The organism is Allobosea sp. Root483D1, from assembly GCF_001429505.1.
Classification (GTDB): Bacteria; Pseudomonadota; Alphaproteobacteria; order Rhizobiales; family Beijerinckiaceae; genus Allobosea.
Genome location: NZ_LMJW01000011.1, coordinates 297324 through 321113, shown reverse-complemented (window position 1 = coordinate 321113; position 23790 = coordinate 297324). Strand labels below are relative to the sequence as shown.

At 66.3% G+C, this 23790-nt stretch carries 27 protein-coding genes and 1 tRNA gene; 18 read left to right on the top strand and 10 right to left on the bottom strand.

The annotated features are described in order from the left end of the window. Positions 1 to 71: 71 nt before the first annotated feature. On the bottom strand, positions 72 to 644 hold the full coding sequence (locus ASE66_RS11355; RefSeq protein ID WP_082613358.1) for a transcriptional repressor: 573 nt from the start codon (positions 642 to 644) through the stop codon (positions 72 to 74). Positions 645 to 761: 117 nt separating this feature from the next. Between ASE66_RS11355 and ASE66_RS11350 the strand changes: the two genes are divergently transcribed. Continuing rightward, complete coding sequence (locus tag ASE66_RS11350; RefSeq protein ID WP_057189710.1) at positions 762 to 1547, top strand: 3-hydroxybutyrate dehydrogenase; 786 nt, start codon at positions 762 to 764, stop codon at positions 1545 to 1547. Then, positions 1544 to 2611 (top strand): patatin-like phospholipase family protein, encoded by a 1068-nt coding sequence (locus ASE66_RS11345; RefSeq protein WP_057189709.1) that lies wholly within the window; start codon positions 1544 to 1546, stop codon positions 2609 to 2611. The genes ASE66_RS11350 and ASE66_RS11345 overlap by 4 nt, the downstream gene beginning before the upstream one ends. A gap of 59 nt (positions 2612 to 2670) precedes the next feature. On the opposite strand, the gene ASE66_RS11340 is transcribed toward ASE66_RS11345, so the two are convergent. Beyond that, positions 2671 to 3090: a hypothetical protein gene (locus ASE66_RS11340; protein ID WP_057189708.1), complete on the bottom strand. Its 420-nt coding sequence runs from the start codon at positions 3088 to 3090 to the stop codon at positions 2671 to 2673. 367 nt (positions 3091 to 3457) lie between these two features. Between ASE66_RS11340 and ASE66_RS11335 the strand changes: the two genes are divergently transcribed. After that, positions 3458 to 3673 carry a DUF1059 domain-containing protein gene (locus tag ASE66_RS11335; RefSeq protein WP_057189707.1) on the top strand — a complete coding sequence of 72 codons (216 nt, stop codon included), beginning with the start codon at positions 3458 to 3460 and terminating at the stop codon, positions 3671 to 3673. Between the two features lie 27 nt (positions 3674 to 3700). Here the strand turns inward: ASE66_RS11335 and ASE66_RS11330 are convergent, their stop codons facing one another. Both ASE66_RS11330 and ASE66_RS11325 read right to left on the bottom strand, forming a co-directional pair. Beyond that, entirely contained in the window at positions 3701 to 4354 is a 654-nt protein-coding gene (locus tag ASE66_RS11330) for a class I SAM-dependent methyltransferase (RefSeq protein ID WP_057189913.1), read from the bottom strand. Between the two features lie 5 nt (positions 4355 to 4359). Further along, positions 4360 to 5523, bottom strand: coding sequence for a glycosyltransferase family 4 protein (locus tag ASE66_RS11325; RefSeq protein WP_057189912.1), 1164 nt, complete (start codon positions 5521 to 5523; stop codon positions 4360 to 4362). 132 nt (positions 5524 to 5655) lie between these two features. Here ASE66_RS11325 and ASE66_RS11320 point away from each other — a divergent pair, with 132 nt between their 5' ends. Next, positions 5656 to 7080, top strand: coding sequence for a M20 family metallopeptidase (locus tag ASE66_RS11320; RefSeq protein WP_057189706.1), 1425 nt, complete (start codon positions 5656 to 5658; stop codon positions 7078 to 7080). A gap of 70 nt (positions 7081 to 7150) precedes the next feature. Here the strand turns inward: ASE66_RS11320 and ASE66_RS11315 are convergent, their stop codons facing one another. Then, positions 7151 to 7462: a hypothetical protein gene (locus ASE66_RS11315; protein WP_057189705.1), complete on the bottom strand. Its 312-nt coding sequence runs from the start codon at positions 7460 to 7462 to the stop codon at positions 7151 to 7153. A gap of 199 nt (positions 7463 to 7661) precedes the next feature. Here ASE66_RS11315 and ASE66_RS11310 point away from each other — a divergent pair, with 199 nt between their 5' ends. Next, the gene (locus tag ASE66_RS11310; protein WP_057189704.1) at positions 7662 to 8189 is read left to right on the top strand and encodes a hypothetical protein; all 528 of its coding nucleotides are present in this window, start codon (positions 7662 to 7664) and stop codon (positions 8187 to 8189) included. 166 nt (positions 8190 to 8355) lie between these two features. Here the strand turns inward: ASE66_RS11310 and ASE66_RS11305 are convergent, their stop codons facing one another. The 5 genes from ASE66_RS11305 to rpsU form a co-directional block, all read right to left on the bottom strand. Continuing rightward, positions 8356 to 9675 (bottom strand): TRAP transporter large permease, encoded by a 1320-nt coding sequence (locus ASE66_RS11305; RefSeq protein WP_200964583.1) that lies wholly within the window; start codon positions 9673 to 9675, stop codon positions 8356 to 8358. Between the two features lie 8 nt (positions 9676 to 9683). Then, positions 9684 to 10277, bottom strand: coding sequence for a TRAP transporter small permease subunit (locus ASE66_RS11300; RefSeq protein WP_057189702.1), 594 nt, complete (start codon positions 10275 to 10277; stop codon positions 9684 to 9686). A gap of 82 nt (positions 10278 to 10359) precedes the next feature. Next, entirely contained in the window at positions 10360 to 11475 is a 1116-nt protein-coding gene (locus ASE66_RS11295) for a TRAP transporter substrate-binding protein (protein WP_057189701.1), read from the bottom strand. A 279-nt stretch (positions 11476 to 11754) separates the two neighbouring features. Beyond that, positions 11755 to 12129, bottom strand: a complete 375-nt coding sequence (locus ASE66_RS11290) for a DUF6481 family protein (RefSeq protein ID WP_244494871.1) — start codon at positions 12127 to 12129, stop codon at positions 11755 to 11757. An 82-nt stretch (positions 12130 to 12211) separates the two neighbouring features. Continuing rightward, a complete protein-coding gene (gene rpsU, locus ASE66_RS11285) occupies positions 12212 to 12475 on the bottom strand; it encodes a 30S ribosomal protein S21 (protein WP_057189700.1) in 264 nt (87 codons plus the stop codon). A gap of 209 nt (positions 12476 to 12684) precedes the next feature. On the opposite strand from rpsU, the gene ASE66_RS11280 reads away from it, so the two are divergent. The 13 genes from ASE66_RS11280 (at position 12685) to ASE66_RS11220 (ending at position 23788) form a co-directional block, all read left to right on the top strand. Further along, positions 12685 to 13272, top strand: a complete 588-nt coding sequence (locus ASE66_RS11280; RefSeq protein WP_057189911.1) for a hypothetical protein — start codon at positions 12685 to 12687, stop codon at positions 13270 to 13272. Positions 13273 to 13393: 121 nt separating this feature from the next. After that, a complete protein-coding gene (gene proB / locus ASE66_RS11275) occupies positions 13394 to 14533 on the top strand; it encodes a glutamate 5-kinase (protein ID WP_244494869.1) in 1140 nt (379 codons plus the stop codon). 97 nt (positions 14534 to 14630) lie between these two features. Beyond that, the gene (locus tag ASE66_RS11270; RefSeq protein ID WP_057189909.1) at positions 14631 to 15872 is read left to right on the top strand and encodes a glutamate-5-semialdehyde dehydrogenase; all 1242 of its coding nucleotides are present in this window, start codon (positions 14631 to 14633) and stop codon (positions 15870 to 15872) included. Further along, positions 15869 to 16480, top strand: coding sequence for a nicotinate-nucleotide adenylyltransferase (locus ASE66_RS11265; RefSeq protein WP_057189699.1), 612 nt, complete (start codon positions 15869 to 15871; stop codon positions 16478 to 16480). Before ASE66_RS11270 ends, ASE66_RS11265 begins: the two co-directional genes overlap by 4 nt. 122 nt (positions 16481 to 16602) lie before the next feature. Next, on the top strand, positions 16603 to 16959 hold the full coding sequence (gene rsfS, locus ASE66_RS11260; RefSeq protein ID WP_057189698.1) for a ribosome silencing factor: 357 nt from the start codon (positions 16603 to 16605) through the stop codon (positions 16957 to 16959). Between the two features lie 12 nt (positions 16960 to 16971). Beyond that, positions 16972 to 17454, top strand: coding sequence for a 23S rRNA (pseudouridine(1915)-N(3))-methyltransferase RlmH (gene rlmH, locus ASE66_RS11255; RefSeq protein ID WP_057189697.1), 483 nt, complete (start codon positions 16972 to 16974; stop codon positions 17452 to 17454). Between the two features lie 86 nt (positions 17455 to 17540). Beyond that, on the top strand, positions 17541 to 18818 hold the full coding sequence (locus ASE66_RS11250; protein WP_244494868.1) for a murein hydrolase activator EnvC family protein: 1278 nt from the start codon (positions 17541 to 17543) through the stop codon (positions 18816 to 18818). Then, positions 18818 to 20161: a S41 family peptidase gene (locus tag ASE66_RS11245; RefSeq protein WP_057189908.1), complete on the top strand. Its 1344-nt coding sequence runs from the start codon at positions 18818 to 18820 to the stop codon at positions 20159 to 20161. The genes ASE66_RS11250 and ASE66_RS11245 overlap by 1 nt, the downstream gene beginning before the upstream one ends. Positions 20162 to 20320: 159 nt before the next feature. Continuing rightward, the gene (locus tag ASE66_RS11240) at positions 20321 to 21526 is read left to right on the top strand and encodes a divergent polysaccharide deacetylase family protein (protein WP_057189695.1); all 1206 of its coding nucleotides are present in this window, start codon (positions 20321 to 20323) and stop codon (positions 21524 to 21526) included. Continuing rightward, the gene (locus ASE66_RS11235) at positions 21523 to 22026 is read left to right on the top strand and encodes an RNA pyrophosphohydrolase (RefSeq protein WP_057189694.1); all 504 of its coding nucleotides are present in this window, start codon (positions 21523 to 21525) and stop codon (positions 22024 to 22026) included. Before ASE66_RS11240 ends, ASE66_RS11235 begins: the two co-directional genes overlap by 4 nt. A 62-nt stretch (positions 22027 to 22088) precedes the next feature. Beyond that, on the top strand, positions 22089 to 22505 hold the full coding sequence (gene hisE / locus ASE66_RS11230) for a phosphoribosyl-ATP diphosphatase (RefSeq protein WP_082613356.1): 417 nt from the start codon (positions 22089 to 22091) through the stop codon (positions 22503 to 22505). A 148-nt stretch (positions 22506 to 22653) separates the two neighbouring features. Then, positions 22654 to 22730 (top strand) — tRNA-Arg (locus ASE66_RS11225). A gap of 350 nt (positions 22731 to 23080) precedes the next feature. Next, positions 23081 to 23788 carry an esterase/lipase family protein gene (locus ASE66_RS11220; RefSeq protein ID WP_057189693.1) on the top strand — a complete coding sequence of 236 codons (708 nt, stop codon included), beginning with the start codon at positions 23081 to 23083 and terminating at the stop codon, positions 23786 to 23788. Positions 23789 to 23790: the final 2 nt, after the last annotated feature.

The following is a 23790-nucleotide window of genomic DNA, read 5'->3' as shown; positions in this document are numbered from 1 at the left end:
TGGAGCCGGATCCGATCAGGTTGAAGCAACCTGATCGGTGAATCCGTCTCCCACTTTAGATGGAGACCGTTTTACCGATCGGCTTGCAATGCAAGCTGATCGGAACGGGCTCCTGCGTCGCGACAATGCTCGCAGCGGCCGACGATCTCGACGACCTGATAGGAGGTCTGGAAGCGCCTTCCCTCGGCCATGCCCCTGATCGCCTGGCGCATCGCCGGCGAGGCATCCTCGTCGACGCCGCCGCAAACCTCGCAGATCAGGAAGGCGACCGCCTCGTTGGCGCCATGGCCGTGCGGGCAGGCGATGAAGGCGTTGCGCGAGCTCAGGCGATGCACGAAGCCCTGCTCGACCAGGAAGTCGAGCGCCCGGTAGATCGAGATCGGTGCCAGCCGGCGCCCCCCCGGCGGCGAGATCCGGTCGGCAAGATCATAGGCGCCGACCGGCTTGTGGTCGGCATAGAGCGCCTCCAGCGCCTTGCGCCGGATCGGCGTCAGGCGCAGGCCGCGCTCGCGGCAGACCACCTCGGCCCGCGCCAGGCCGGCGGCCGCATGGCGCGAATGGTCGTGCGCGTGCTGGCAGAGACCGTGCTCATGATCGTGATCATGGTGGTGGTGTTCTGGATTTGCAGGCTGCATTTTCGTCATGTTGCGTTGCAATAGCTCATCGGGCACCGTCCTGGTGACCGACGCTCCCTCGCTGGCGCAATGCCAGCCCCCGCCGGTAAGCTAAGCCTTCTCAGGCCAAATGTCAGGAGCCGCCCCATGTTCCTCAAAGATCGTACCGCACTCGTCACCGGCTCCACCTCCGGCATCGGCTTGGCTTACGCCCGCGCGCTCGCGGCCGAGGGTGCCAATGTCGTGATCAACGGCTTCGGCGAGGCTGATGCGATCGAGAAGGAGCGCGCCGGCATCGAAAAGGACTTTAAGGTCAAGGCGCGCTACTCCGCTGCCAACATGATGAAGCCCGACGAAATCGCCGCCATGGTCGCCGAGGCCGAAAAGGAATTCGGCGCGATCGACATCCTCGTCAACAACGCCGGCATCCAGCATGTCGCCCCGGTCGAGGAATTCCCGATCGAGAAATGGGACCAGATCATCGCGATCAACCTGTCCTCGGCCTTCCACACCACGCGCGCCGCCCTGCCGAAGATGAAGGCGAAGGGCTGGGGCCGGATCATCAACACCGCATCCGCCCACGCCTTCGTCGCCTCGCCATTCAAATCAGCCTACGTCTCGGCCAAGCACGGCATCGCCGGCTTCACCAAGACGGTGGCGCTCGAGGTCGCGACCAACGGCATCACCGTCAATGCGATCGCGCCGGGCTATGTCTGGACGCCGCTGGTCGAAAAGCAGATTCCCGACACGATGAAGGCCCGCAACATGACCAAGGAGCAGGTCATCAACGACGTTCTGCTGCTGGCCCAGCCGACCAAGGAGTTCGTCACGGTCGAGCAGGTCGCGGCCCTCGCCGTCTTCCTCTGCACAGATGCCGCCAAGTCGATCACCGGCACGACCCTGCCGATGGACGGCGGCTGGACCGCCGCGTGACCGGCCGCAAGAAGCGCAGGGTCCCGCAGGTCAAGGGCCTGGCGGGGCCGAAGGCCGAGAAGTCGGTCAACCTCGCGCTCCAGGGCGGCGGCGCGCACGGCGCCTTCACCTGGGGCGTGCTCGACGAAATCCTCGCCGATGGCCGCATCGCCATCGAGGCGATGACCGGCGCCAGCGCCGGCGCGATGAACGCGGTGGTATTGACCGAGGGCTGGCTCGACGGCGGCAGCGATGGCGCTCGCACCGCGCTGGAGAATTTCTGGCGCCGGATCAGCGTCGACGGCAAATATGGCGGCTCGGAGCGCTCGCTGCTCGATACCATGCTCGGCGCCTGGACGGATGGGCGCCCGCCGGGGCTGATCTGGTTCGAGCTGCTGTCGAAGGTGGCGAGCCCCTACGACGTCAACCCGCTCAACATCAATCCGCTGCGCGGCGTGATCGCCGACCTGATCGACTTCGACAAGGTCAAGGGCTGCGCCGACGTCAACCTGTTCATCTCGGCGACCAATGTCCGCACCGGCAAGATCAGGATCTTCACCCGCGAGGAACTGAGCGCCGACCACCTGATGGCCTCAGCCTGCCTGCCGATGCTGTTCCAGGCGGTCGAGATTGGTGGCGAAGCTTATTGGGACGGCGGCTATATGGGCAACCCACCGCTCTTCCCGCTGTTCTACGAGGCTGCGGGCGACGACATCATGCTCGTCCAGATCAACCCGCTCGAGCGCCGCGAATTGCCGACCAATGCAAGGGCGATCCAGGACCGGCTCAACGAGGTCACCTTCAACGCCTCGCTGTTGCGCGAGTTGCGGGCCATCGACTTCGTCAACCGCCTGCTCGACGACGGCAAGCTCTCGACCGGCGATTACAAGCGCGTGCTGATGCACCGGATCGACGGCGGCCTGCCGCTGGCGCAGCTGACCTCCTCCTCGCGCCTCAACTCCGAATGGAATTTCCTGCTCAGCCTGCGCGACCTCGGCCGCACCGCGGCCAAGCGCTGGCTGAAACGCAACTACGCGGCGATCGGCGTGCAGGGGACCTTGGATTTGAAGGAAGCGATTTCGTAGCGAGGGACAAAAACGAGACTGCTTCCGACCCGTCACAGACATTTGCTACTATTGGTCGATTACCCGCTGCGAGCTTTTGAGCGCAACGCTCGCCGGCCACCGAAGAGCGCATTGCCGATCATATGCGGCATGTACCACAGAAATAACGCAAGGTAGATTATTTGAGAGTCTTTTAAGTTAAATTGCTCCTTGATAAATGGTAACATCAACCCAAATAAAGCAATAATTCCTACTGATATAGGTCGCCAAGGATATTTTTTATAGTAATCTTTCGTTTCGTTCTGTATCAACTCATCATTAAGACGAGCCTCTGGAAAATTCTTTGAAACAAAATAGGCAATAATCATCAAGAAAATGCCGATAAAGTTTATAATTATAATCCATGAGCTGTAGATGACATCAAAAGACATTAGGGCAAGGGGCAAAACGGTAAAGATCCAACCGACGTCGTGGAGCAGTTTTAGAGCTCTAATACTCACTGAATTTCCTTCCGATCACGCCGTCTCACTACCCTAGGCAGCAAGATCTATAACGCTCACGCGTTAAGAAACGTCGAAATCCGGGGAATGAGCCGTCCGCCCTTCAGAGGTCCGCGTCCCATCCATCGCGGGCAATCGCGTAAAAGAATCTGACCGTCTGCCGCCCTTCCCGCCAGCCGCTACACCGTGCTTCTTGATCTCGGCACCCTCCAGCGCCCGCGCCACCGACGCCGATAGACCGAATAGTCACGCTTGCCGTCATCTGCGGGGCCCATATCGCTTTTGCGACAGTCGCGCCCGGGCGTATCGTGAGCCAGGCAGCCCTTCGATGTGAGGGGCGCCCGATCTTCCAATCAGGGAGGACGCCATGGGACGCAAATTCATCGACTGCCGTGAATTTCCCAGCGAGATGAACTGCTCGATCGCGATCGGCGCCGATAGCGAGGGCGAATTGCTGGAGGCGGCCGTTCAGCATGCCGTCAAGGTTCACGGGCATCAGGATACGCCCGAATTGCGGGATATGCTCAAGAGCGTCATCAAGGACGGCATGCCGCCGGAGAAGGCGCCGAGCCGGGCCGCCTGAGCGAGAGCTCAAGCCGCCTGTCGCTCCTCAGCCCGCCAGCCGCCACACCGAGCTCTTCTTGATCTCGGCATCCTCCAGCGCCCGCGTCACCGGGACCTGATAGGTCGCGACCTCGCTGAGCCTGTCCTTGGGCAGATAGCTGCGGCCAGGGTCGCCGATCAGCACGGTCGCGCCGCGTTGCGACAGGCCTGAGAGCCAGTCGATCACCTGCGCCGCCAGCTCGCGCTCATAGCAGATGTCGCCGGCGAGGATGACCTCCCAGCCCTGATCGAGGCCAACGAAATCATCGAGACGCGCTTCGACGGATACCCCGTTCGCCCCGGCATTGAGGCCGATCGCAGCTGCGGCGAAGGCGTCGATATCGACCGCGATCACCTGCTCCGCTCCCGCCTTGGCCGCGGCGATGGCGACGAGCCCGGAGCCGCTGGCGAAATCGAGCACGCGCCGGCCGCGCACGGTCTCGGGATGGTCGAGGATATAGCGCGCCAGCGCCTGTCCGCCGGCCCAGGCGAAGGCCCAGAACGGTGGCGGCAGGCCGATCGTCGCCAGCTCGTCCTCGGTCTTCTGCCAGAGCTCGGTCGCCTCCTCGGCGACGTGCAGCGAAATCTCCGGCGCATGCGGCACGGGCAAGAGCCGCGTATGGAGGCGGATGAAGGCGAGCCGGTCGAGCGTCGCGTCCACCTCGCTCACGCGACCAGATCCGCCTGGTGCTGCCCGAGCAGGGAACGGTAGAGCCCCTTCACCCCGTCCATGACGTCGCGTTCGGTATAGCCGGCGAGCAGGCGCTCGCGCGCGCTTTGGCCCATGCGCTCGACCTGACCGGGCGAGGCCGCGAGCGTCACCAGCGCCTGCGCCAGCGCGGCGATGTCATTGGCCGGCACGACGAAGCCGTCCTGGCCGGTGCGGACGAAAGAGCGGCAACCGGGGACGTCGGTGGTCAGCAGCGCCCGCCCGCAGGCGGCGCCTTCCAGCAAGGTCCGCGGCAAGCCCTCGCCGCCACGCGAGGGCAGACAGCAGACATGGTGCTTGCGCCAGACATCCTCGATGTCGCGCGTCGGCCCGGCCCAGTTGATCCCCGGCCGCGCCGACCACTCGCGCAGGGTCGCCTCCGGCACCGCCTTGGGGTTGGACGGGTCGGGCGCGCCATGCAGCGTCAGCTCGACGCGCGCACCCTGCTTGCGCGCCAAAGTCACCGCCTCGACCGCGAGGTCGACGCCCTTCGACCAGAGCATCCGGGCGACGAGCGCGACCTTGAGCGGCGGCTGCAGCGGCATCGGCTCAGGCATCAGGATCAGCGGGTCGACACCGGCGCCGCCGACGATCGCGACTTTGGATGCATCGGCCGGATCGAGCCCGAGCGTCAGTGGGTCATCGGGATTCTCGAACAGGAAACGCACCTGCGGCCCGTCGACTGCCTCGCGCAGCCAGAACTTCGCCGCCAGCCGCGCAGCATCCGCGACGCCCCCCTCGCGCGCCCCGAGAAAGCCGAGGCCGGTCAACGCATAGACCCGCCGGTCGACCCCTGCCAGCCGCCCGGCAAGGCCGGCGAGCGCGATCGGCTTCAGCGCGATGCAGTGCAGGATGTCGGGCTTCTCCCGCTCGATCAGGCGCTTCAGCGCCATGACCTGCTTGGCGAGCGCAACCGGCGAAAGCGAGCGCCGCTCCGCCTCGAGCGCGATCAGCCGGGCGCCGGTCGCCTCGATCACGCGTCGGTGGTTGCGCTCCCGGGCGATCACGGCCACGTCGAGGCCCATTTCGCCCGCAGCCCGCGCCATCGGCAGGAAATGCGAGGCGAAGAACCAGTCCTCGGTGGCGACGAAAAGCAGCTTCTGGCGGGCCATGCCGCGCATCAGGCCGATGCCGCCGCGAAAATCAAGCGCCAAGCACGGCGACTGGCAGGGCTGCCATGCCCTGCGGTTGCTGGACGCAACGGCCCACGCTTGCGAGAAAGGGCCGAAAGCCCACCGATAGCGAGACGAACAATGGACAATCGCAACGACCTCTGGCGCCATGTCGACGCCAGCAAGGAGCGCTTCATCGAGCTCAGCGACCGGGTCTGGGCGATTCCCGAGGTCTGCTACACCGAAAAGCGCTCGGTCGCAGAACATGTCGCCGAGCTGCAGCACCAGGGCTTCCGCGTCACTGAGAACGTCGCCGACATCCCGACCGCGGTGGTCGGCGAGGCCGGCGAAGGTGGCCCGGTCATCGCCTTCCTCGGCGAATACGACGCGCTTCCGGGCCTGAGCCAGGAGTCCGGTGTCGCAGAGCATAGCGAGATCGAGACCGGCGGCCACGGCCACGGCTGCGGCCACAACCTGCTCGGCTCCGCCGCCCTGCTGGCTGCCACCGCGATGAAGAACTGGCTCGCCGAGAACAAGCTGCCCGGCCGCGTCCGCTATTACGGTTGCCCGGCCGAGGAAGGCGGCGCCGCCAAGGCCTTCATGGTCCGCGCCGGCGCCTTCAAGGATGCCGACATCGCCATCTCCTGGCATCCGAGCAGCTTCTGGGAGGTCACCCCGCCGCTCTCGCTGGCCAACACCCGCGCCGACTTCATCTTCACCGGCCGCGCTTCGCACGCCGCCGCCTCGCCCGAGCTTGGCCGCAGCGCCCTCGACGCCGTCGAACTGATGAGCGTCGGCGTCAATTACATGCGCGAGCACATGCCGAGCGACGCCCGCGTCCACTACGCCCTGCTCGACACCGGCGGCATCGCCCCCAACGTCGTCCAGGCCCATGCCCGCGTGCGCTATTCGATCCGCGCCCGTGATCTGCCCGGGATGCTCGAGCTGGTCGGCCGCGTCAAAAAGATCGCCGAAGGCGCCGCGCTGATGACCGAGACGACGATGGAGATGAAGATCGTCAGCGCCGTCTCCAACGTCGTCGGCAACGGCCCGCTGGAGCAGGCTCTGCAGGGCATCATGGAAGATCTCGGCCCGCCGCATTTCGACGACGCCGACAAGGAGTTCGCCAGGCAGATCCGCTCGACCCTGTCGCAGAAGGACATCGCAGCCGTCTGGCGCGCGATCGGCGTGCCAAAGACGGATGCCGAGCTCGCCGATTTCACCGTGCCGCTCGACTCGCCCCGCAACCCAGCGATCGGCTCGACCGATGTCGGCGACGTCAGCTGGGTCGTCCCGACCGTGCAGGCCCATGCGCCGACGGTCGCGATCGGCACGCCCTTCCACACCTGGCAGGTGGTGGCGCAGGGCAAGATGCCGGCGGCGCACAAGGCGATGGTGCAGGTCGCCAAGGCGATGGCGGCGACCGGCGCGGCGGTGCTGACCGATCCGGCGCTGATGGCTGCGGCCAAGGCCGACTTCCAGAAGCGCGTCGCCGCCGATGGCGGCTATACCTCGCCGGTCCCGGCCGAGGTGAAGCCGCCGCTGACCATGTCGACCGGCGGCTGAAGCACGAAAAAGGCCCGCCGGGCGAACCGGCGGACCAGGATGTCGGGCCGGGGAGGAGGGCCCTGGAAGCTCAGTAATAGGTGCGGCAAACGCGGCGGGTGCCGACATATTCGCCGTAGTAGTTGACGCGGTCGACGAGCTGGCAACGGCGGACCGGAGCCGGGGCGTAGGCCGGGGCGTAACCGTCATCATAGTAGCCATAAGCCGGGCCGCTGGCGGCGCCGGCGGCGAGAGCGCCGAGGGCAAGCGCACCGACGATGCCGGCGCCGATCGCAGCGCCGCGATAGCGCGGGCGGGCCTCGGCATCCGAGGTGGCGAAAACGGAAGCGCCCAGCGCCAAAGCGGCGACGGCGGCGGCGAAGCTCTTCTTGGTGCGGGTCATGTTCATTCTCCGAATGGATAGCCGGGTGGCGAACCGTTCGCCATGCACGAGACTTGTCGGTTGCAGGACCGGAATCGCGCGGTTCGCATAAAAAATTCCCGAAATGCCACCAGGTTCCCGCCGGCGCCCGCACATGGCGGCTTGCCGATGGAGGCCGGATGTCGTCGGATCGACCATCTCGGGACAGGGAAATCACGCCATGACGATCGGACCGCTCGCTCTTGCCATCGGCTTTGCGGTCGTGCTGGCGACGCCGCTGCGGGCGGAGCAATGGGCGAGCAGCTACACCGGTCACGACTACGCAAAATGCCGCAAGGACAAGGGCAATGGCGACCCGGTCTCGGTGCATCGCTGCCCCGGCAAGGCGGGCCTCACCGTGATCTGGACCGCCGGCGACGATTCATCGGCGGTCGAGTTCGGCACCAAGGCGCTGCAGGAGACGATCTCGGACAAGGCCGCCTTCTTCGAAGTTGGCAAGACGATCGAATGGCGTGGGCCGAAGGGCGGGAAGCTACAGGCCGCGATCGTGCGCTATGCGACGGGCCAGAGCGTCGGCAAGCTCGATGGCAGCCGGCTCGTGGTCTACCGGCTCTCGCCGGACGGCTCGTCCTGCATCATCGGCAGCGTCGATGCCCGCAAGCTGGACGCCAATACCGCGGCCCGCCGCCTCGCCGACGAGACGGCCGAGGCCTTCCGGTGCGGCCAGGACGCCCGCTCCGAGGATTAGGGCCCGTCTGAACATGCCCTGAAGTCCTCATCCTGAGGGCCACTCCGTCAGGAATGGCGTCTCGAAGGATGCTCCAGGAGGCGCCGGAACCAGCTGGAACCTCCTTCGAGACGCCGCTGCGCGGCTCCTCAGGATGAGGGTTGGGATTCTCAAACGGCCCGCAATCTCAGCCGTAGAGATATTTCGGCAGCCAGAGCGCGATGCCCGGGAAGATATAGACCAGCACCATCGCCACCAGCACGATCCAGAGGAAGGGCATCACGCCCGAGAAAATCTGGTTGATGGTGACGTGCGGCGGCGCGATCCCCTTGAGGTAGAACGGCGCCATCGCCACCGGCGGCGACAGGAACGAGGTCTGGATGTTCAGGGCGATCAGGATGCCGAAGAACAGCGGATCGATCTTGAAGAACTCCAGCAGCGGTAGGAAGATCGGCACGAAGATCACGATGATCTCGGTCCATTCCAGCGGCCAGCCCAGCACGAAGATGATCAATTGCGCCACGATCAGGAACATGGTCGGCGACAGGTTGAGCGCCGTCACCAGGTTCTTGATTGGCTCGTGACCGCCGAGGATGGCGAAGATCGACGAGAAGATGAACGAGCCGACGAAAAGCCAGCAGACCATCGCCGAGGTCCGCGCGGTCAGGATCACCGACTCCTTGACCTTGGTGAAGGTCAGCGAGCGATAGGCAGCCGCCAGGATCAGGCTGCCGAGCGAGCCGATCGCGGCCGCCTCGGTCGGTGTCGCCAGGCCGAAGAAGATCGCGCCCAGCACCGACATGATCAGGATGGTGAGCGGAAAGAAGCTGGTCGCAAGCGCCCAGGCCACCGTCGTCCACGGCACGTCGGTCTGCTCCTTCGGCAGCTTGGGCGCCAGCGCCGGGTTGAGCCAGCAGCGGATCAGCACATAGAGCATGTAGAGCCCGGCGAGCAGCAGGCCGGGGAAGAGCGCGCCGGCATAAAGCTTCGGCACCGAGACGCCGGCAGTCGCGCCATAGAGGATCAGCATCACCGAGGGCGGGATCAGGATGCCGAGGCAGCCGCCGGCGCAGACCACGCCGGCCGACAGCCTGACGTCGTAGCCGGCGCGCAGCATCGCCGGAAAGGCGAGCAGCCCCATCAGCGTCACCACCGCGCCGACGATGCCGGTCGCGGTCGCGAAGATCGCGCAGGTCGCGAGCGTCGCGATGGCGAGCGAGCCCGGCACATTGCCGAGCGCGAGCTGGATCGAGTGGAACAGCTTGTCGAGGATGTTCGCCCGCTCGATGATGTAGCCCATGAAGATGAAGAGCGGGATCGAGACCAGGACGTCGTTGGCCATCACCGAATAGGTGCGCTGGACCACCAGGTTGAACACGATGTCGCCCATCGCCCAGTAACCGAAGCCGACACCGAGAGCCATCAGCGTGAAGGCGATCGGGAAGCCGAGCATGATGAAGAAGATGAACAGGACGAGCATCACCACGCCCAGTTCCGGATTGCCCATGCCGAACATCAGATCGCTTTCCCGGCATTGGGCGCGCCCTGCGCGGCCGCGGCCTGTTCGAGAATGAGCTTCTCGGTTTCCTCAACGTCGTGCAGCCGCGGCGGCCATTCGCCGGTGCGCAGGCAGATGATGCAGCGCGCCACCTCGGCCAGCCCCTGCACCGTCATCAGCACGCCGGCGATCGGGATCAGCGTCTTGAAATGATAGAGTGGCGGCCCGTTCGGCGAGTTCGAGGAGTGCTCGCCGATCATCCAGGAGAAGGCCGCGAATTTGTAGCCGGCCCAGGCGAGCGCGATGATGCCCGGGAAGAAGAAGAGAAAATAGAGCGTAAGATCGAGCCGCGCCTGTGTCCGCGGGCTCCAGGCGCGATAGAGGAAATCGCCACGGACATGGGCATTGCGCGCGAGCGCGTAGGGTCCGGCCAGCATGAACAGCGTGCCGTAGAGGATATAGCTGACGTCGAAGGCCCACTCGGTCGGCGCCCGCAGCACATAGCGGGCAAAGACCTCGTAGCTGATCGCCAGGGTCAGGATCAGGATCGTCCAGCCGGCAAGCTTGCCGATGGCCGTGTTGAACTTGTCGATCGCCAGGATCAGTCCCATGCGCGCCTGCTGCTGCTTCTCGGGCAAAGAACGCCCGCCACCGGGACGGTGGCGGGCGCGGCGTTGTCGAGGGCGACGGCCTTCAGGTCTTGAAGAAGTGGTTGAAGGCAAGTTCGCGCGAGGGTTCGTTGAGGCGCTGATAGGACACGGTGCGCTTGACCCAGTCCTTCTGGCTGTCGACGACCTTTTTGAAGAAGGGGCTCTCGCCGCCGAGCTTCTCCAGCACCTTGTCCCAGGCGGCGAGCTGCGCCTTCAGGATCACTTCCGGCGTGGCGACGACGTTGACGCCCTTGCCCCGCAGCATCTCGAGGTCCTTGGAATAGCGGTCGAGCGCCTTCCAGATCATGTCCGAGGACGCCGATTCGGCCGAGTATTTGACGATCGCCTTCTGCTCGGGCGAGAGCGCGTCGAACTTGGTCTTGTTGAAGAGCAACTCGAAGCTCTCCGCCGCCTGGTGGTAGCTCTGCAGCATGTAGACCTTGGCGACGTCCTGGAAGCCGAGGATCGAGTCCGAGGACGGGTTGTTGAACTCGGCGCCGTCGATGACGCCGCGCTCCAGCGCCGGGACGATCTCGCCACCGGCGAGGATCGTAACCGCCGCGCCCATCTCGCGCATCAGGTCGGCCGCAAGGCCGACGGTGCGGTATTTCAGGCCCTTGAAGTCATCGGCGGTCTTCAGCTCCTTCTTGAACCAGCCGAGCGGCTGGCACGGCATCGGCCCGGAGAAGAAGCCGACCAGGTTGAGCTTGAGCTGGTTCTGAACGAGGTCGTTGTAGAGATCGTAGCCGCCGCCATGATTCATCCAGCCGAGGAAGTTGGTGGCGTCCCAGCCCAGCGCCGGCGGCGTGCCGAACAGCGAGAACGCCTTGTTCTTGCCGTACCAATAGGCCGAGACGCCATGGCCGCCATCGAGAATGCCGGCCGCGACCGCGTCCTGCATCTGGAAAGCCGGCACCACGGCGCCGGCGGCGAGCACGTCGACTTTCAGCCGGCCGCCCGACATGTCGTTGATGCGTTTGGCGAAATCGCCGGCGAATTCGTGGAAGATATCCTTGGTCGGCCAGGTCGACTGGAATTTCCAGGTCACGGTCTGCGCCCGGCTGACCTGCGGCATCGCGATGGCGCCGGCGCCCGCGAGGCCGGCCACTTTCAGGAAGTTACGTCGATTGGCACGCGTCTTCGTCACTTCGGACGTCATGGTTCTCTCCCCAGAGAAATGGCGCCGTTGAGGCCGGCGAGCATTGTTTGCGGCTCTGCTGGCCGGTCGCACTGAGAGTTCCGGCCACGCGCGGAGATAGCAAGTCGGGAGGATGTAGCACTTTAGTTGCAAGCGGAACGGATACCGTTCGCAACTGGAACGAGTGCTATTCCGCAACGGAAAGAAACGGCGCGACAAAGCCGACGCACCAAAGCAAAACGGCGCCGCACAAAGTGCGGCGCCGTCAGCGATCAAACAATGTGATCGGAAGCTTGGGAATCAGCGGCGCTTACCGGCGACCCGCATCTCCATGTACTGCACGGCTTCGAGCAGGACGCGGCGCGGACGCTCGGCATCGCGCTTGGCCTGTTCGGCCTTGCGCTGCACCTCGCGCTCGATTTCGGCCAGGCGCTCGGCCTCTTCGCGCGCAGCCTGCGCGATGACGGCGAGGCGCTCGGCCTCCAGGCGCTCGGCTTCCTTCTTGGCATCGCGCTCGGCACGCGCGACCGCGATCGCCTCGCGCTCAGCCCGACGCTGCACCATCACCGGATCGTCCGGCCCGGGGCGCTTCTTGAAGCGCTCGAGCAGGGCCTTCTTCGCATTCGCGGAATTGACCTGGCGATCGGTGAAATGGCGGTCGTTCGGATTCTTCAAGGTTGGCCTTCTGGAGTTGCTTGGGCGAGAATGCCGCCCGCGCGCTGCAAATAAGGCAGCTCGCGGCAGTTTTGTAGTGGAATCAACGCGGGGCGGCTGCGCCGGCAGCGCGGGGCTTGAGCACCTTCGGCTTCGGCGCGGGAAGCAGGCCTTCACGCTGAGCTTGCTTGCGGGCGAGCTTGCGGGCACGGCGGACGGCTTCGGCCCGCTCGCGGACGCGCTGCTCGGACGGCTTTTCGTAAGAAGCCCGGCGCTTCATCTCGCGGAACACGCCTTCGCGCTGCAATTTCTTCTTCAGAACGCGAATGGCCTGATCGACATTATTGTCGCGGACGAGAACCTGCATCCGTGTCTCCAGCTTTGCAGGATGGAAGGAAAAAGGGTCAGGCAACGCCCGACCCTTAGGATTTGTGCGCCGCGGTAGCAGAATTCCGCGACCAGCGCCACCCCTATCGTGTCCCGCCCGGCGCATGGCAAGCAGGCAGCATGTCAGGCTCTTGGCACAGAGCAGCCCGTCATGCACCTATGAGCCATCTTTCGACCGCGCCGAATGCCATGGATCCTCAAGCCGTCAACGAGCTCTTCCCGCATATCCGCATCGTCATCGGCATGGTGATCGGCCTCGCCATCGCCCGGCTGCTGACCGGCATCGCCCGGCTGATCCAGCACCCCAAGCGCTATCGCATCTCGGCGATCCATCTGCTTTGGGTGTTCTCGCTGCTGGTCGAGCTCGCTCTGTTCTGGTGGTGGGAATTCGCCCTGTCCCGGCTGCCGAGCCTGACGTTCGGCACCTTCGCCTTCCTGATCGTCTATGCGCTGACGCTCTTCCTGCTCTGTGCGCTGCTGTTCCCGGACGATCTCGACGAATATGCCGACTACGAGGACTATTTCCTCAATCGCAGACGCTGGTTCTTCGGGCTCTTCGCCCTGACCTTCGTCCTCGACGTCGTCGACACCGCCCTCAAGGGGCAGGCCCACTGGAGTCATTACAGCGCCGACTATCTCGTCCAGGTCCCGCTCGGTCTCGGCATCTGCCTGGTCGCTTCGCTCTGGGCCAACAAGCGCCTCCAGCTCGGAACGGCGCTGCTTCACATCGCCTACCAGGCCTATTGGATGGCGCGGGTGCTCAGCGCGCCGGTCTGACGGGTCTATGTCGCGCCAGGCGCAGCAGAATTGCGCCCAGCGCTGCTTTACAATGCCGGCAATTTGGCCAAGGAACGGCAGCGGGCGTGATCCAGCCCAGCCGATAAGCCCGGTCCCGCTCGTGAACCTGCCTGCCCTCGACCAGTTCCGCCGCATCGTCGTCAAGGTCGGCTCGTCCCTGCTCGTCGACCGGGCGCAGGGGCGCCTGCGCCATGCATGGCTCGCAGCGCTGGCCGAGGATCTCGCCGAACTGCACGGGCGTGGCGCCGATGTGCTCGTCGTCTCGTCGGGCGCGATCGCGCTCGGTCGCACCGTCCTGAAGCTGCCGGCCGGCCCGCTCAGGCTCGAGGAGAGCCAGGCCTCCGCCGCCGTCGGCCAGATCGCGCTGGCGCGCAACTGGTCGGAAGCGCTCGGCCATCACGGCCTCAATGCCGGCCAGATTCTTCTGACCCTCGCCGACACCGAGGAGCGCCGGCGCTATCTCAATGCCCGCGCGACGCTGGGCCGCCTGCTCGACCTGCGCGCGGTCCCGGTCATCAACGAGAACGACACCGTCGCCACCTCCGAGATCCGCTATGGCGACAATGACCGGCTCGCCGCCCGCGTCGCCACCATGGCCGGCGCCGACCTCCTGGTGCTGTTCTCCGACATCGACGGCCTCTACACCGCCCCGCCCTTGTCGAGCCCGGACGCGCAGCACATCCCGGTCATCCCGGCGATCACGCCGGCGATCGAGGCGATGGCCGGCGGCGCCGCCTCCGAGCTATCGCGCGGCGGCATGCGCACCAAGATCGAGGCCGGCAAGATCGCGACCGCCGGCGGCGCCCATATGCTGATCGCCGATGGCCGGTCCAAGAACCCGCTGCGCGCCGTCACGCAAGGCGCCCGCTGCTCCTGGTTCCTCAGCGCCTCGACGCCCGCGACCGCGCGCAAGACCTGGATCGCGGGCTCGCTCGAGCCACGCGGCACGCTTCATGTCGATGACGGTGCCGCCAGGGCGCTGCGCGGCGGTGCGAGCCTGCTGCCGGTCGGCGTAACCCGGATCGAGGGCACCTTCAGTCGCGGCGATGCCGTGATGATCCGCGCCGGCGACGGCAGCGAGCTCGGCCGTGGCCTCGTCGCCTATGACGCGGACGAGGCGGTGCGCGTGCTCGGCAAGGCCTCGCGCGAAATCGAGGCGGTGCTCGGCTACCCCGGCCGCGCCGAGATGATTCACCGGGACGACATGGCGCTGCGCCTCGGCTACGATCCCGATGCGTAAGCAGAAATCCAGGGCAGCGATGACCCAAGAGAATGCACGGCAGAACGCAAGGCGCGTCCCCGCGCCCGACAATGAGAACGGCGATGTCGTCGCGCTGATGCGCGGGCTCGGCCGGGGCGCTCGCGCCGCGGCGCGCCAGGTCAGCACCGCCTCTGCCGAGCAGCGCGACAAGGCGCTGGCGGCGATGGCCGAAGCCCTGCGTCAACACGGTCCGGCGATCCTCGCAGCCAATCGCCAGGATCTCGCGGATGGGCAGGCTGCCGGCCTCGCCGCCGCCTTCATCGATCGCCTCGCTTTGGATGATGCCCGCCTCGAGGCGATCGCCCAGGCGGTCGCCGACATCGCCGCCCTGCCCGATCCGGTCGGGCGGGTGCTGGCGAGCTGGACCCAGCCCAACGGCCTCTTCTTCGAGCGCGTCGCGACCCCGCTCGGCGTCGTCGCGGTGATCTTCGAGAGCCGCCCCAACGTCACCGCCGACGCCGGCGCGCTCTGCCTGAAGAGCGGCAATATCGCGATCCTGCGCGCCGGTTCCGACAGCTTCCGCACCTCCAGCGAGATCGCCGCCGCCATGCAGGACGGGCTTAGCCTCGCCGGCCTGCCGCGCGAGGCGATCCAGCTGGTGCCCAGCCGCGACCGTGCCGCCGTCGGCGAGATCCTCAAGGGACTGGACGGCGCTGTCGATGTGGTTGTGCCACGCGGCGGCAAAAGCCTGGTGGCGCGCGTGCAGCAAGAGGCGCGCGTGCCGGTCTTCGCCCATCTCGACGGCAACAACCATGTCTACGTCCATGGGCAAGCCGATCTCGCCATGGCCCGGGCGATTCTGCTCAACGCCAAATTGCGCCGCACCGGCGTCTGCGGCGCCGCAGAGACGCTGCTGGTCGACGAGGCCTGCGCCGCGACGCATCTGCAGCCGCTGGTCACCGCCTTGCTCGACGAGGGCTGCGCCGTGCGCGGTGACGAGACGACGCGGGCCATCGATCCGCGCGTCGCTCCGGCGAGCGAGGAGGACTGGCGCACCGAATATCTCGACCGCATCATCGCGGTGAAGGTGGTTCCCGGTCTCGACGCAGCGATCTCCCATATCGAGAGCTATGGCTCGCACCACACCGACGCGATCGTGACGGGGGACGAGGCCGCCGCCACCCGCTTCCTCGCCGAGGTCGATTCGGCGATCGTCCTGCACAACGCCTCGACCCAGTTCGCCGATGGCGGCGAATTCGGCTTCGGAGCGGAGATCGGCATCGCCACCGGCCGCATGCATGCGCGCGGTCCCGTCGGCGTCGAGCAGCTCTGTTCCTTCAAGTACCTGGTCCACGGCAAAGGCCAGGTCCGCCCGTGAGCTCCGACGAACTGCGCCTACCGCCGCACGCCCCCGGTCTGCGCATCGGGCTGTTCGGCGGCACCTTCAACCCGGCCCATGACGGCCATCGCATGGCGAGCCTGACGGCGCTGCGCCGGCTCCAGCTCGACCGGGTCTGGTGGCTGGTCACGCCCGGCAACCCGCTGAAGGACAACGACGCTCTCCCGCCGCTGACGCAGCGCATCGCGACGGCCCGTGCGCTCGCCAACCACGGCCACATCAATGTCACCGGCATCGAGGCGACATTGCGCACCCGCTATACCGCCGACACGCTGCGCCAGCTGAAACGCCGCTGCCCCGGCGTGCGCTTCGTCTGGATCATGGGCTCGGACAATCTCGCGAATTTCCACCGCTGGAACGAATGGCGCGCCATCGCCAGGATGATGCCGATCGCGGTGATCGACCGGCCCGGCTCGACCCATCGCTCGATCGCCTCGCCCGCCGCCAACTGGATGGCGCGTTGGCGTTTGTCGGAGAATCAGGGAGCGGCTCTGCCGGTGCGCACCCCGCCCGCCTGGATCTTCCTGCATGGCCGTCGCTCCGATCTGTCCTCGACCTATCTGCGCGAACTCGCTGAAACCGATTGAACTCGACCTCTCCGGCGCTTAAATTGGGTCGTCGCGCCCTGAGCGCGTCGTCACGTGAGGATACGGCACTGAACCGTCAATCCATCGGCGAAGCCGGCACAGAGCCGCTTCCCCCGGCCGCCATGACCGAGAACCCCGCCGCGAGCAGCATCGCGCTCGCCTTGCAGGTCCTGGACGACATGAAGGCTGAGGACGCCACCGTGATCGACCTCGTCGGCAAGACTTCGTTGGCCGACGCCATGATCATCGCCTCCGGCCGCGTCAACCGCCATGTCGGCTCGATCGCCGACAGCCTGGTCGAAGCCTTCAAGAAGGCCGGCCATGAGACACCGAAGGTCGAGGGCTTTCCCGCCTGCGACTGGGTGCTGATCGACACCGGCGACCTGATCATCCACATCTTCCGGCCGGAAGTGCGCCAGTTCTACAATCTCGAGAAGATGTGGGGCGCCGACCGGCCGCGCGAGCGCCTCGACGGCTGAGTCCCTTTTCTCGTGCGCCTGTCGGTCATCGCGGTCGGCCGTCTCAAGGACGGGCCGGAGCGTGATCTCTGCGCCCGCTACCAGGAACGCGCGCAAGGGCTTGCGCGCGGGCTCGGCCTGAGCGGTCCCGACGTTGTCGAACTCACCGAGGGCCGCGGCCGCCGCACCGAGGAACGCCGCCGCGAGGAAGCCAGGCTGATCGGCGAGCGCCTGCCGCCCTCCGGCCTGATCATCGCCCTGGACGAGCGCGGCAAGAGCCTCGACAGCGACGCCTTCGCGAATCGCCTCGCGGTCGCGCGCGACGCCGGCACGCCGGCCGCGACCTTGCTGATCGGCGGCGCCGACGGGCTCGATGCCGAATTGCGCGAGCGCGCCACGCTGGTGCTGTCCTTCGGCGCCTTGACCATCCCGCACCAGATCGTCCGTGCGCTCGTCCTCGAACAGCTCTATCGGGCGATGACGATCATGGCCGGACACCCTTATCATCGCGCATGATCCAGCGTTCCCGGCTGATTCGGATTTCGCGCAAGCTCCGGCCCTGGCCGGCGCTGCTATGCGCCTGCCTGTCAGCCAGCGCGGTCATGGCCCAGACCGCTCCAACGCCTGATTCGGAACAGACCGCCCGCGAGACCGAGCAGAAGCGCGAGGAGAAGCGCAGCCGCGAGGCCGAGCTCAAGGCGATCGAGGAGCGGCTCGCCGGCAATGCCGACGCCCGTGTGAAACTCGAAGCCGAGATCGCCGGCATCCGCGCCGACCGGACCAAGCTCAACCAGGCTCTGCTCGACACCACCGCACGAACGCAGGGCGCCGAGGGGCGCATTGCAGGGCTCGAACAGCGCCTCTCCCTAATGCAGACCAGCGAGACCGCGATCCGGCGTTCGCTGGAGAGCCGGCGCGGCCTGATCGGCGAGGTGCTGGCCGCGCTCCAGCGCATCGGCCGCCGGCCGCCGCCGGCGGTGCTGGTCCGGCCGGAGGACATCCTCGAAGCCGTGCGCGCCTCGATGCTGCTCGGCGCGGTCGTGCCCGATCTGCGCCAGGAGATCGCCATCCTCGGCACCGATCTCGCCGAGTTGGTGCGCCTGCGCGAGCGCATCGCCGACGAGCGCAAGGCCATCGCCGGCGAGATGGAAGGGCTGGCGGGCGAGCGCCAGCGCCTCGCATCGCTGATCGAAGCGAGGCGCGCCCGCGAGACCAGCGCCGCCCAGGACATCGACACGCAGCGCGCCGCCGGCGGCGAGCTCGCGGCGCAGGCCAAGACCCTGCGCGATCTCGTCGAGCGCATCGAAAAGGACATCTCCGTCGCCACCCGCGCCGCCGATGCGGCCCGCCGCGCGCTCGAAGCGGAGACTCAGGAGCAGCGCCAGCGCATGGCCCAACTCGCCTTCCGCGATCCGGCCCGGCTCGCGCCCAAGGCCGCCTTCCAGGAATTGCGCGGCATGTTGCCTTTGCCGGTCGCCGGTTCACAATTGCGTGGATTTGGTGCAACCGATGAAGTTGGTGGTGCAACCCGTGGAATTTCGCTATCGACCCGGCAAAATGCCGTGGTTTCGTCACCTTCCGATGGCTGGGTGGTCTATGCGGGGTCGTTCCGCTCCTTTGGCCAACTCTTGATCCTCAATGCCGGCAATGGTTACTATATTCTCTTGGCGGGCATGCAGCGCATCGATGTGTCGTTGAATCAGTTTGTGCTCGCCGGAGAGCCGATTGCAGTGATGGGCGAGACCGCGGGAGCGGCCGCGACGAATGTGGGAGCGGGGACCGGCGAGCCGGTCCTCTATGTCGAGTTCAGGAAAGACGGCGTCTCGATCGATCCGACGCCGTGGTGGACGAAATCGCAAGGCGAAAAGGTTCGCGGATGATGCGCAAGGTTTCTCTCGTTCTGGTCGGCGCCATCGCCGGCGCCGGTCTCACCGGCGTCGTGACGCAGACGCATCTACTCTCCTCGACCAGCGCGGTCGCGGCCTCGGCCGAGGTCTATCGCAGCCTCAATCTCTTCGGTGACATCTTCGAGAAGATCCGCACCGACTATGTCGAGAAGCCCGACGAGCAGAAGCTGATCGAGGCCGCCATCAACGGCATGGTCTCCTCGCTCGACCCGCACTCGGCCTATCTCGATGCCAAGAGCTTCCGCGACATGGACATCGACATGCGCGGCCAGTTCGGCGGGCTCGGCATCGAGGTGACAATGGAGAACGAGGTTCTCAAGGTCGCCAAGCCGATCCGCGACACGCCCGCCTCGAAGGCCGGCATCCTGGCCGGCGACATCATCCGCAAGATCGACAATGACGAGGTCAAGGGCCTCAGCCTGAACCAGGCCGTCGAGAAGATGCGCGGCATCATCAACACGCAGGTCAAGCTGACGATCGAGCGCACCGGCAAGACCGAGCCTCTGGAATTCACCCTGACCCGCTCCAACATCGTCGTCCCGGCGGTCGAAGAGCGCGTCGAAGGCGATGTCGGATACATCCGCATCGGCACCTTCAGCGAGCAGACCTATGAGGGCCTGCGCAAGGGACTCGACAAGGTCAACGCCGAGATCGGCTTCGACAAGGTCAAGGGCTACATCATCGACCTGCGCAACAACCGCGGCGGCCGTCTCGACCAGTCGGTCCTGGTCTCCGACGCCTTCCTCGAGCGTGGCAAGATCGTCTCCACCCGTGGCCGCAACGCCGAGGAAACCCAGGTCTTCAACGCCAAGTCGGGCGACCTCGCAAAGGGCAAGCCGGTCGTCGTGCTGATCAACGGCTCGTCGGCCTCTGCCGCCGAGATCGTCGCCGGCGCCCTGCAGGACCACAAGCGCGCCACCGTCATGGGCTCGCGCTCCTTCGGCAAGGGCTCGGTGCAGACCGTCATCCGCCTCGGCGACAATGGCGGCCTGCGGCTGACCACGGCGCGCTACTACACCCCGTCCGGCAATTCGATCCAGGCCAAGGGTATTACCCCCGACATCGAGATAATCCAGGACGTGCCGACCGAGCTGAAGGAGAAGGTCGAGAACAAGGGCGAAGCCTCGCTCAAGGGCCATCTGCGCAATGGCGACGGCAAGGAAGAGCAGGCCGGCTCGCCGTCCTACGTCCCGATCGACTCGGCCAAGGACACCCAGCTCGCCGCGGCGCTCAACCTGCTGCGCGGCAAGAAGGACGTGGCGTTGCCCGCCAATCCGGCGCCCGCTCCGGCTCCGGAGGCCGGCAAGTCCAACTGAGCCGCCGGCTGTCCCAGCCGACAACTCGGCACTTGTGCAACGGCCGCAGGAGATTGTTTTCCCTGCGGCCGATTGGCGATTGATTCCGGCCCGAATCATCCGACTCTAGCACTGCGAACTGATTCGCATGCGTTATGACGTCGAAGAGGACGGCGCTTCTTGGCCGGATTGCCGCTCAGCGAACTCGACCAGCCGCTCGGGCAGGCGAAGCGCGCGCGTGCGCAGAACCCCTATGGGCGCTGGCTCTGGCGCGGCCTGACCGGTGGGCTGGCGGCTCTCTTTGCCGGACTGATCCTCTACGCCGCGCTGAAGCGCGACCCCAATGGCGGCGAGCCGATCGCCACCGCCATGATCCGGGAGCGCCCCGTGGCTCCCGATATCGCCGGGGCCTCGCCCGAGCCCGCCCGCGAGGACAGGCGCGGCCCGGCCAGCGCCAGCCAGCTCGAGACCGAATCCGGCGTCACCGTCGTCCGGCCGGGCTCGGATGCCCCCGGCGCGATCATCATCACCGTGCCCGATGACGGCACGATCAAGCTCGCACCGGCGCCGGACAAACGGCTCGCCGAACGCACCCGCCATGGCCTCCTGCCTAAAACCGGCCCCGATGGCGCGACGCCGGCGCAGGTCTATGCCCGCCCGCTCGGGCCTGCACCCACGACCAAGCCGGCGGGCCGGATCGCCATCCTCGTCGGCGGCCTCGGCATCAGCCAGAGCTCGACCAGCGAGGCGATCGCGCGCCTGCCGGGCCCTGTCTCGCTCGCTTTCGCCCCCTATGGCGCCGAGCTGGAAAAGACCGTGCAGCGCGCCCGCAGCGAAGGCCATGAGGTCTTCTTGCAGGTGCCGATGGAGCCGTTCGACTATCCCGACAACGACCCCGGCCCGCACACCCTGCTCACCGGACCGAAGGGCACCGACAATCTCGACCGGCTACAATGGGTGCTCGGCCGCTTCTCCGGCTATGTCGGCATTGTCAACTTCCTCGGCGGCCGCCTGACTTCCGACGATGGCGCGCTGACGCCGCTGCTGCGCGAGCTCGCCGGGCGCGGGCTGATGGTCGTCGACGACGGCTCCTCGCCGCGCAGCCTGCTCGCCTCCTCGGCGAGCAGAGCCCAGATCCCGGCGCTCAAGGCCGATCTTTCGCTGGACGCCATCCCGCGCGCCGAGACCATCGACAGGGAATTGGCGCGCCTCGAGACCCTCGCCCGCGATCAGGGCGCCGCCGTCGCCATCGCCAGTGCCCTGCCCGTCACGGTCGAGCGCATCAGCCGCTGGGCCCGCACGCTCGAGGCGAAGAATCTGGTCATCGTTCCGGTCAGCGCCGCCCGCGGCTTCCGCAACCCCTCCACCACCGGTGCGCTGCGATGACGAAACCACCCGCCGGCTATCGCCCCTGCGTCGGCCTTGCCTTGTTCAACCCGGCCGGCCTCGTCTTCATCGGCCGCCGCGCCAATCGCAGCCAGCGCGAGCATGTCGCGCCCGGTCATGAATGGCAGATGCCCCAGGGCGGCATCGATGCCGGCGAACAGCCGATCGAGGCCGCCTATCGCGAATTGCGCGAGGAGACCAATGTCGCGTCTGTCTCGCTGCTCGCCGAGGCGCCGGACTGGCTGAGCTACGACCTGCCGCGCGAGATCGGCAAGGAGGCCTGGCGCGGCAGATACCGTGGCCAGTCGCAAAAATGGTTCGCCTTCCGCTTCGAGGGCGACGAGAGCGAGATCGACATCCAGAGCCCGGGCGGCGGCCATAAACCCGAATTCGACGCCTGGCGCTGGGTTCCGCTGGCAGAGACGCCGGAGCTGATCATCCCGTTCAAGCGCGACGTCTACCGGGAGGTCGCGCGCCTGTTCGCGAGGGTCGCGCGATGAGCGCCCGGCGCAGGCGGCGGGAGCGTCACGAAACCCTTACATGGCGCGCCGATTCTGTGCCGATGACTGATTCGGTCCAGAAACTTTACGCCGCCGTCCTGACGGCGAGGGCGCGCGATCCGGCCCGGTCGCGAACCGCCAAGCTGATCCGCGAAGGCCTGCCGAAAATGGCCAAGAAGCTCGGCGAGGAAGCGGTCGAGGTCGGGATCGAGGCAGTGCAGCGCAATCGCCCGGCGGTGGTCCGCGAAAGTGCCGACCTTCTCTACAATCTCGTGGTGCTCTGGAGCGAACTCGGCATCACCCCCGGCGAGATCTGGCGCGAGATGGACCGGCGTGAAGCGCTCTACGGCATCGCCGAGAAGCTGCCGAAATCGCGACATGGCGGCAGCCGAATAGCCGCGCCGGATACCGGGGCAAGCGAGGATGGATCGCGGCAGGATGCTCCGCAGCCTCTGCTTTTGCACGGCAAGCATGGCTGACGGCTTCCCGACGGCTTCTTGGCCACCGCCCGGCAGGCTCTGTGAGAAAGCGGACGAAGGCGACAGAACAGGGCTTGCCAAGCGCAGCGCGAGCCTTTAAGTCGGTTTTCGTCAGCCCACGGCGGCCTTCAAACCGCTCCGCTGTCACGCGCCCGTAGCTCAGCTGGATAGAGCATCAGACTACGAATCTGAGGGTCAGAGGTTCGAATCCTTTCGGGCGCGCCACTACTTAGCTCCTATTGAGGGGCTCCGTTTACAGGCCGGTTTACAGCTCCCCATTCAAGCTTGGTTCTCGGCTTTCCGCTTGGCGCGGAGGTCGATGACGTTGTCGACCTTGGCCTGCCCGTTGTCGGCAGGAACAGGGCAACGCCGCCCCGCATTCCGCCCCATCAAAACGCTGATGCAATCGCCAGCGCCCAAGCCGAGCCACCGCCCCCTATCCTCCTCGCGGTATCCAGCCTATCTCGGAAGGCACGCGGCGTGTTGAAGGGGCGGGCAACCATCCCGGGCATACCAAAACAGTAGTCCGGCAGCACGCCCGGATTTCGGTACGGGCGGCGCGAGATGCAAACCGCATGACGACAGACGTCGAAACCGTCATCCTGCTTCACGGCCTCGCACGAAGCAGGACATCGCTCCTGCTCATCGAAAAGCTGCTTTCGGCCATCGGCTACGAGGTCATCAACGAAACCTACGATTCAACGGGCCACGCGGTCGAAGACCTGCTGAATCATGTCGAGAGCGCTGCCCGAAAATGCAGGGGGAAGCGGCTGCATTTCGTGACGCATTCGATGGGAGGCATCCTCCTGCGCGCCTGGTTGCGACATGACCGCCCGCCCGGCCTCGGACGGGTCGTGATGCTGGCTCCGCCCAATCATGGCTCGGAGCTGGTTGATGGGCTCGGGCGGCTGCCGGCCTTCGAGCTGATCAACGGCCCCGCCGGCCAGCAGCTTGGAACGAGCCCGGACAGCCTGCCCAACCTCTTGCCGAAGGCGGATTACGAGCTCGGGATCATCGCCGGAAGCCTCTCGCTCAACCCGCTCCTGTCGCCTTTCTTCGCCGGGCCAAACGATGGCAAGGTTTCAGTGGAGAGCACGAAGCTGGACGGCATGACCGATCACATCGTGCTGCCCGTGACCCATACCTTCATGATGAACAACCCGCTGGTCGTCGCCCAGGCCTTGAGCTTCATCAGGACTGGGCGCTTCGACCACGACCTGACCCTGCCCGAGCTCGCCCGGACCGTCGCGGCCTATTTTCAGAGCGCGAAAGGCGGCCCCTGAAG

Excerpts from the sequence above, each read along its gene's own strand:
- ASE66_RS11315 (WP_057189705.1), bottom strand. The coding sequence starts at position 7,462 with ATGACCCGCACCAAGAAGAGCTTCGCCGCCGCCGTCGCCGCTTTGGCG.
- ASE66_RS11320 (WP_057189706.1), top strand. The coding sequence starts at position 5,656 with ATGGACAATCGCAACGACCTCTGGCGCCATGTCGACGCCAGCAAGGAG.
- ASE66_RS11220 (WP_057189693.1), top strand. The coding sequence starts at position 23,081 with ATGACGACAGACGTCGAAACCGTCATCCTGCTTCACGGCCTCGCACGA.
- ASE66_RS11280 (WP_057189911.1), top strand. The coding sequence starts at position 12,685 with ATGGATCCTCAAGCCGTCAACGAGCTCTTCCCGCATATCCGCATCGTC.
- ASE66_RS11305 (WP_200964583.1), bottom strand. The coding sequence starts at position 9,675 with ATGGGCAATCCGGAACTGGGCGTGGTGATGCTCGTCCTGTTCATCTTC.
- rpsU (WP_057189700.1), bottom strand. The coding sequence starts at position 12,475 with ATGCAGGTTCTCGTCCGCGACAATAATGTCGATCAGGCCATTCGCGTT.
- ASE66_RS11235 (WP_057189694.1), top strand. The coding sequence starts at position 21,523 with ATGACGAAACCACCCGCCGGCTATCGCCCCTGCGTCGGCCTTGCCTTG.
- ASE66_RS11250 (WP_244494868.1), top strand. The coding sequence starts at position 17,541 with ATGGCCCAGACCGCTCCAACGCCTGATTCGGAACAGACCGCCCGCGAG.
- ASE66_RS11245 (WP_057189908.1), top strand. The coding sequence starts at position 18,818 with ATGCGCAAGGTTTCTCTCGTTCTGGTCGGCGCCATCGCCGGCGCCGGT.
- ASE66_RS11325 (WP_057189912.1), bottom strand. The coding sequence starts at position 5,523 with ATGCGCGGCATGGCCCGCCAGAAGCTGCTTTTCGTCGCCACCGAGGAC.
- ASE66_RS11355 (WP_082613358.1), bottom strand. The coding sequence starts at position 644 with ATGACGAAAATGCAGCCTGCAAATCCAGAACACCACCACCATGATCAC.
- rsfS (WP_057189698.1), top strand. The coding sequence starts at position 16,603 with ATGACCGAGAACCCCGCCGCGAGCAGCATCGCGCTCGCCTTGCAGGTC.
- ASE66_RS11350 (WP_057189710.1), top strand. The coding sequence starts at position 762 with ATGTTCCTCAAAGATCGTACCGCACTCGTCACCGGCTCCACCTCCGGC.
- ASE66_RS11295 (WP_057189701.1), bottom strand. The coding sequence starts at position 11,475 with ATGACGTCCGAAGTGACGAAGACGCGTGCCAATCGACGTAACTTCCTG.
- hisE (WP_082613356.1), top strand. The coding sequence starts at position 22,089 with ATGACTGATTCGGTCCAGAAACTTTACGCCGCCGTCCTGACGGCGAGG.
- ASE66_RS11310 (WP_057189704.1), top strand. The coding sequence starts at position 7,662 with ATGACGATCGGACCGCTCGCTCTTGCCATCGGCTTTGCGGTCGTGCTG.
- ASE66_RS11335 (WP_057189707.1), top strand. The coding sequence starts at position 3,458 with ATGGGACGCAAATTCATCGACTGCCGTGAATTTCCCAGCGAGATGAAC.
- ASE66_RS11300 (WP_057189702.1), bottom strand. The coding sequence starts at position 10,277 with ATGGGACTGATCCTGGCGATCGACAAGTTCAACACGGCCATCGGCAAG.
- ASE66_RS11270 (WP_057189909.1), top strand. The coding sequence starts at position 14,631 with ATGCGCGGGCTCGGCCGGGGCGCTCGCGCCGCGGCGCGCCAGGTCAGC.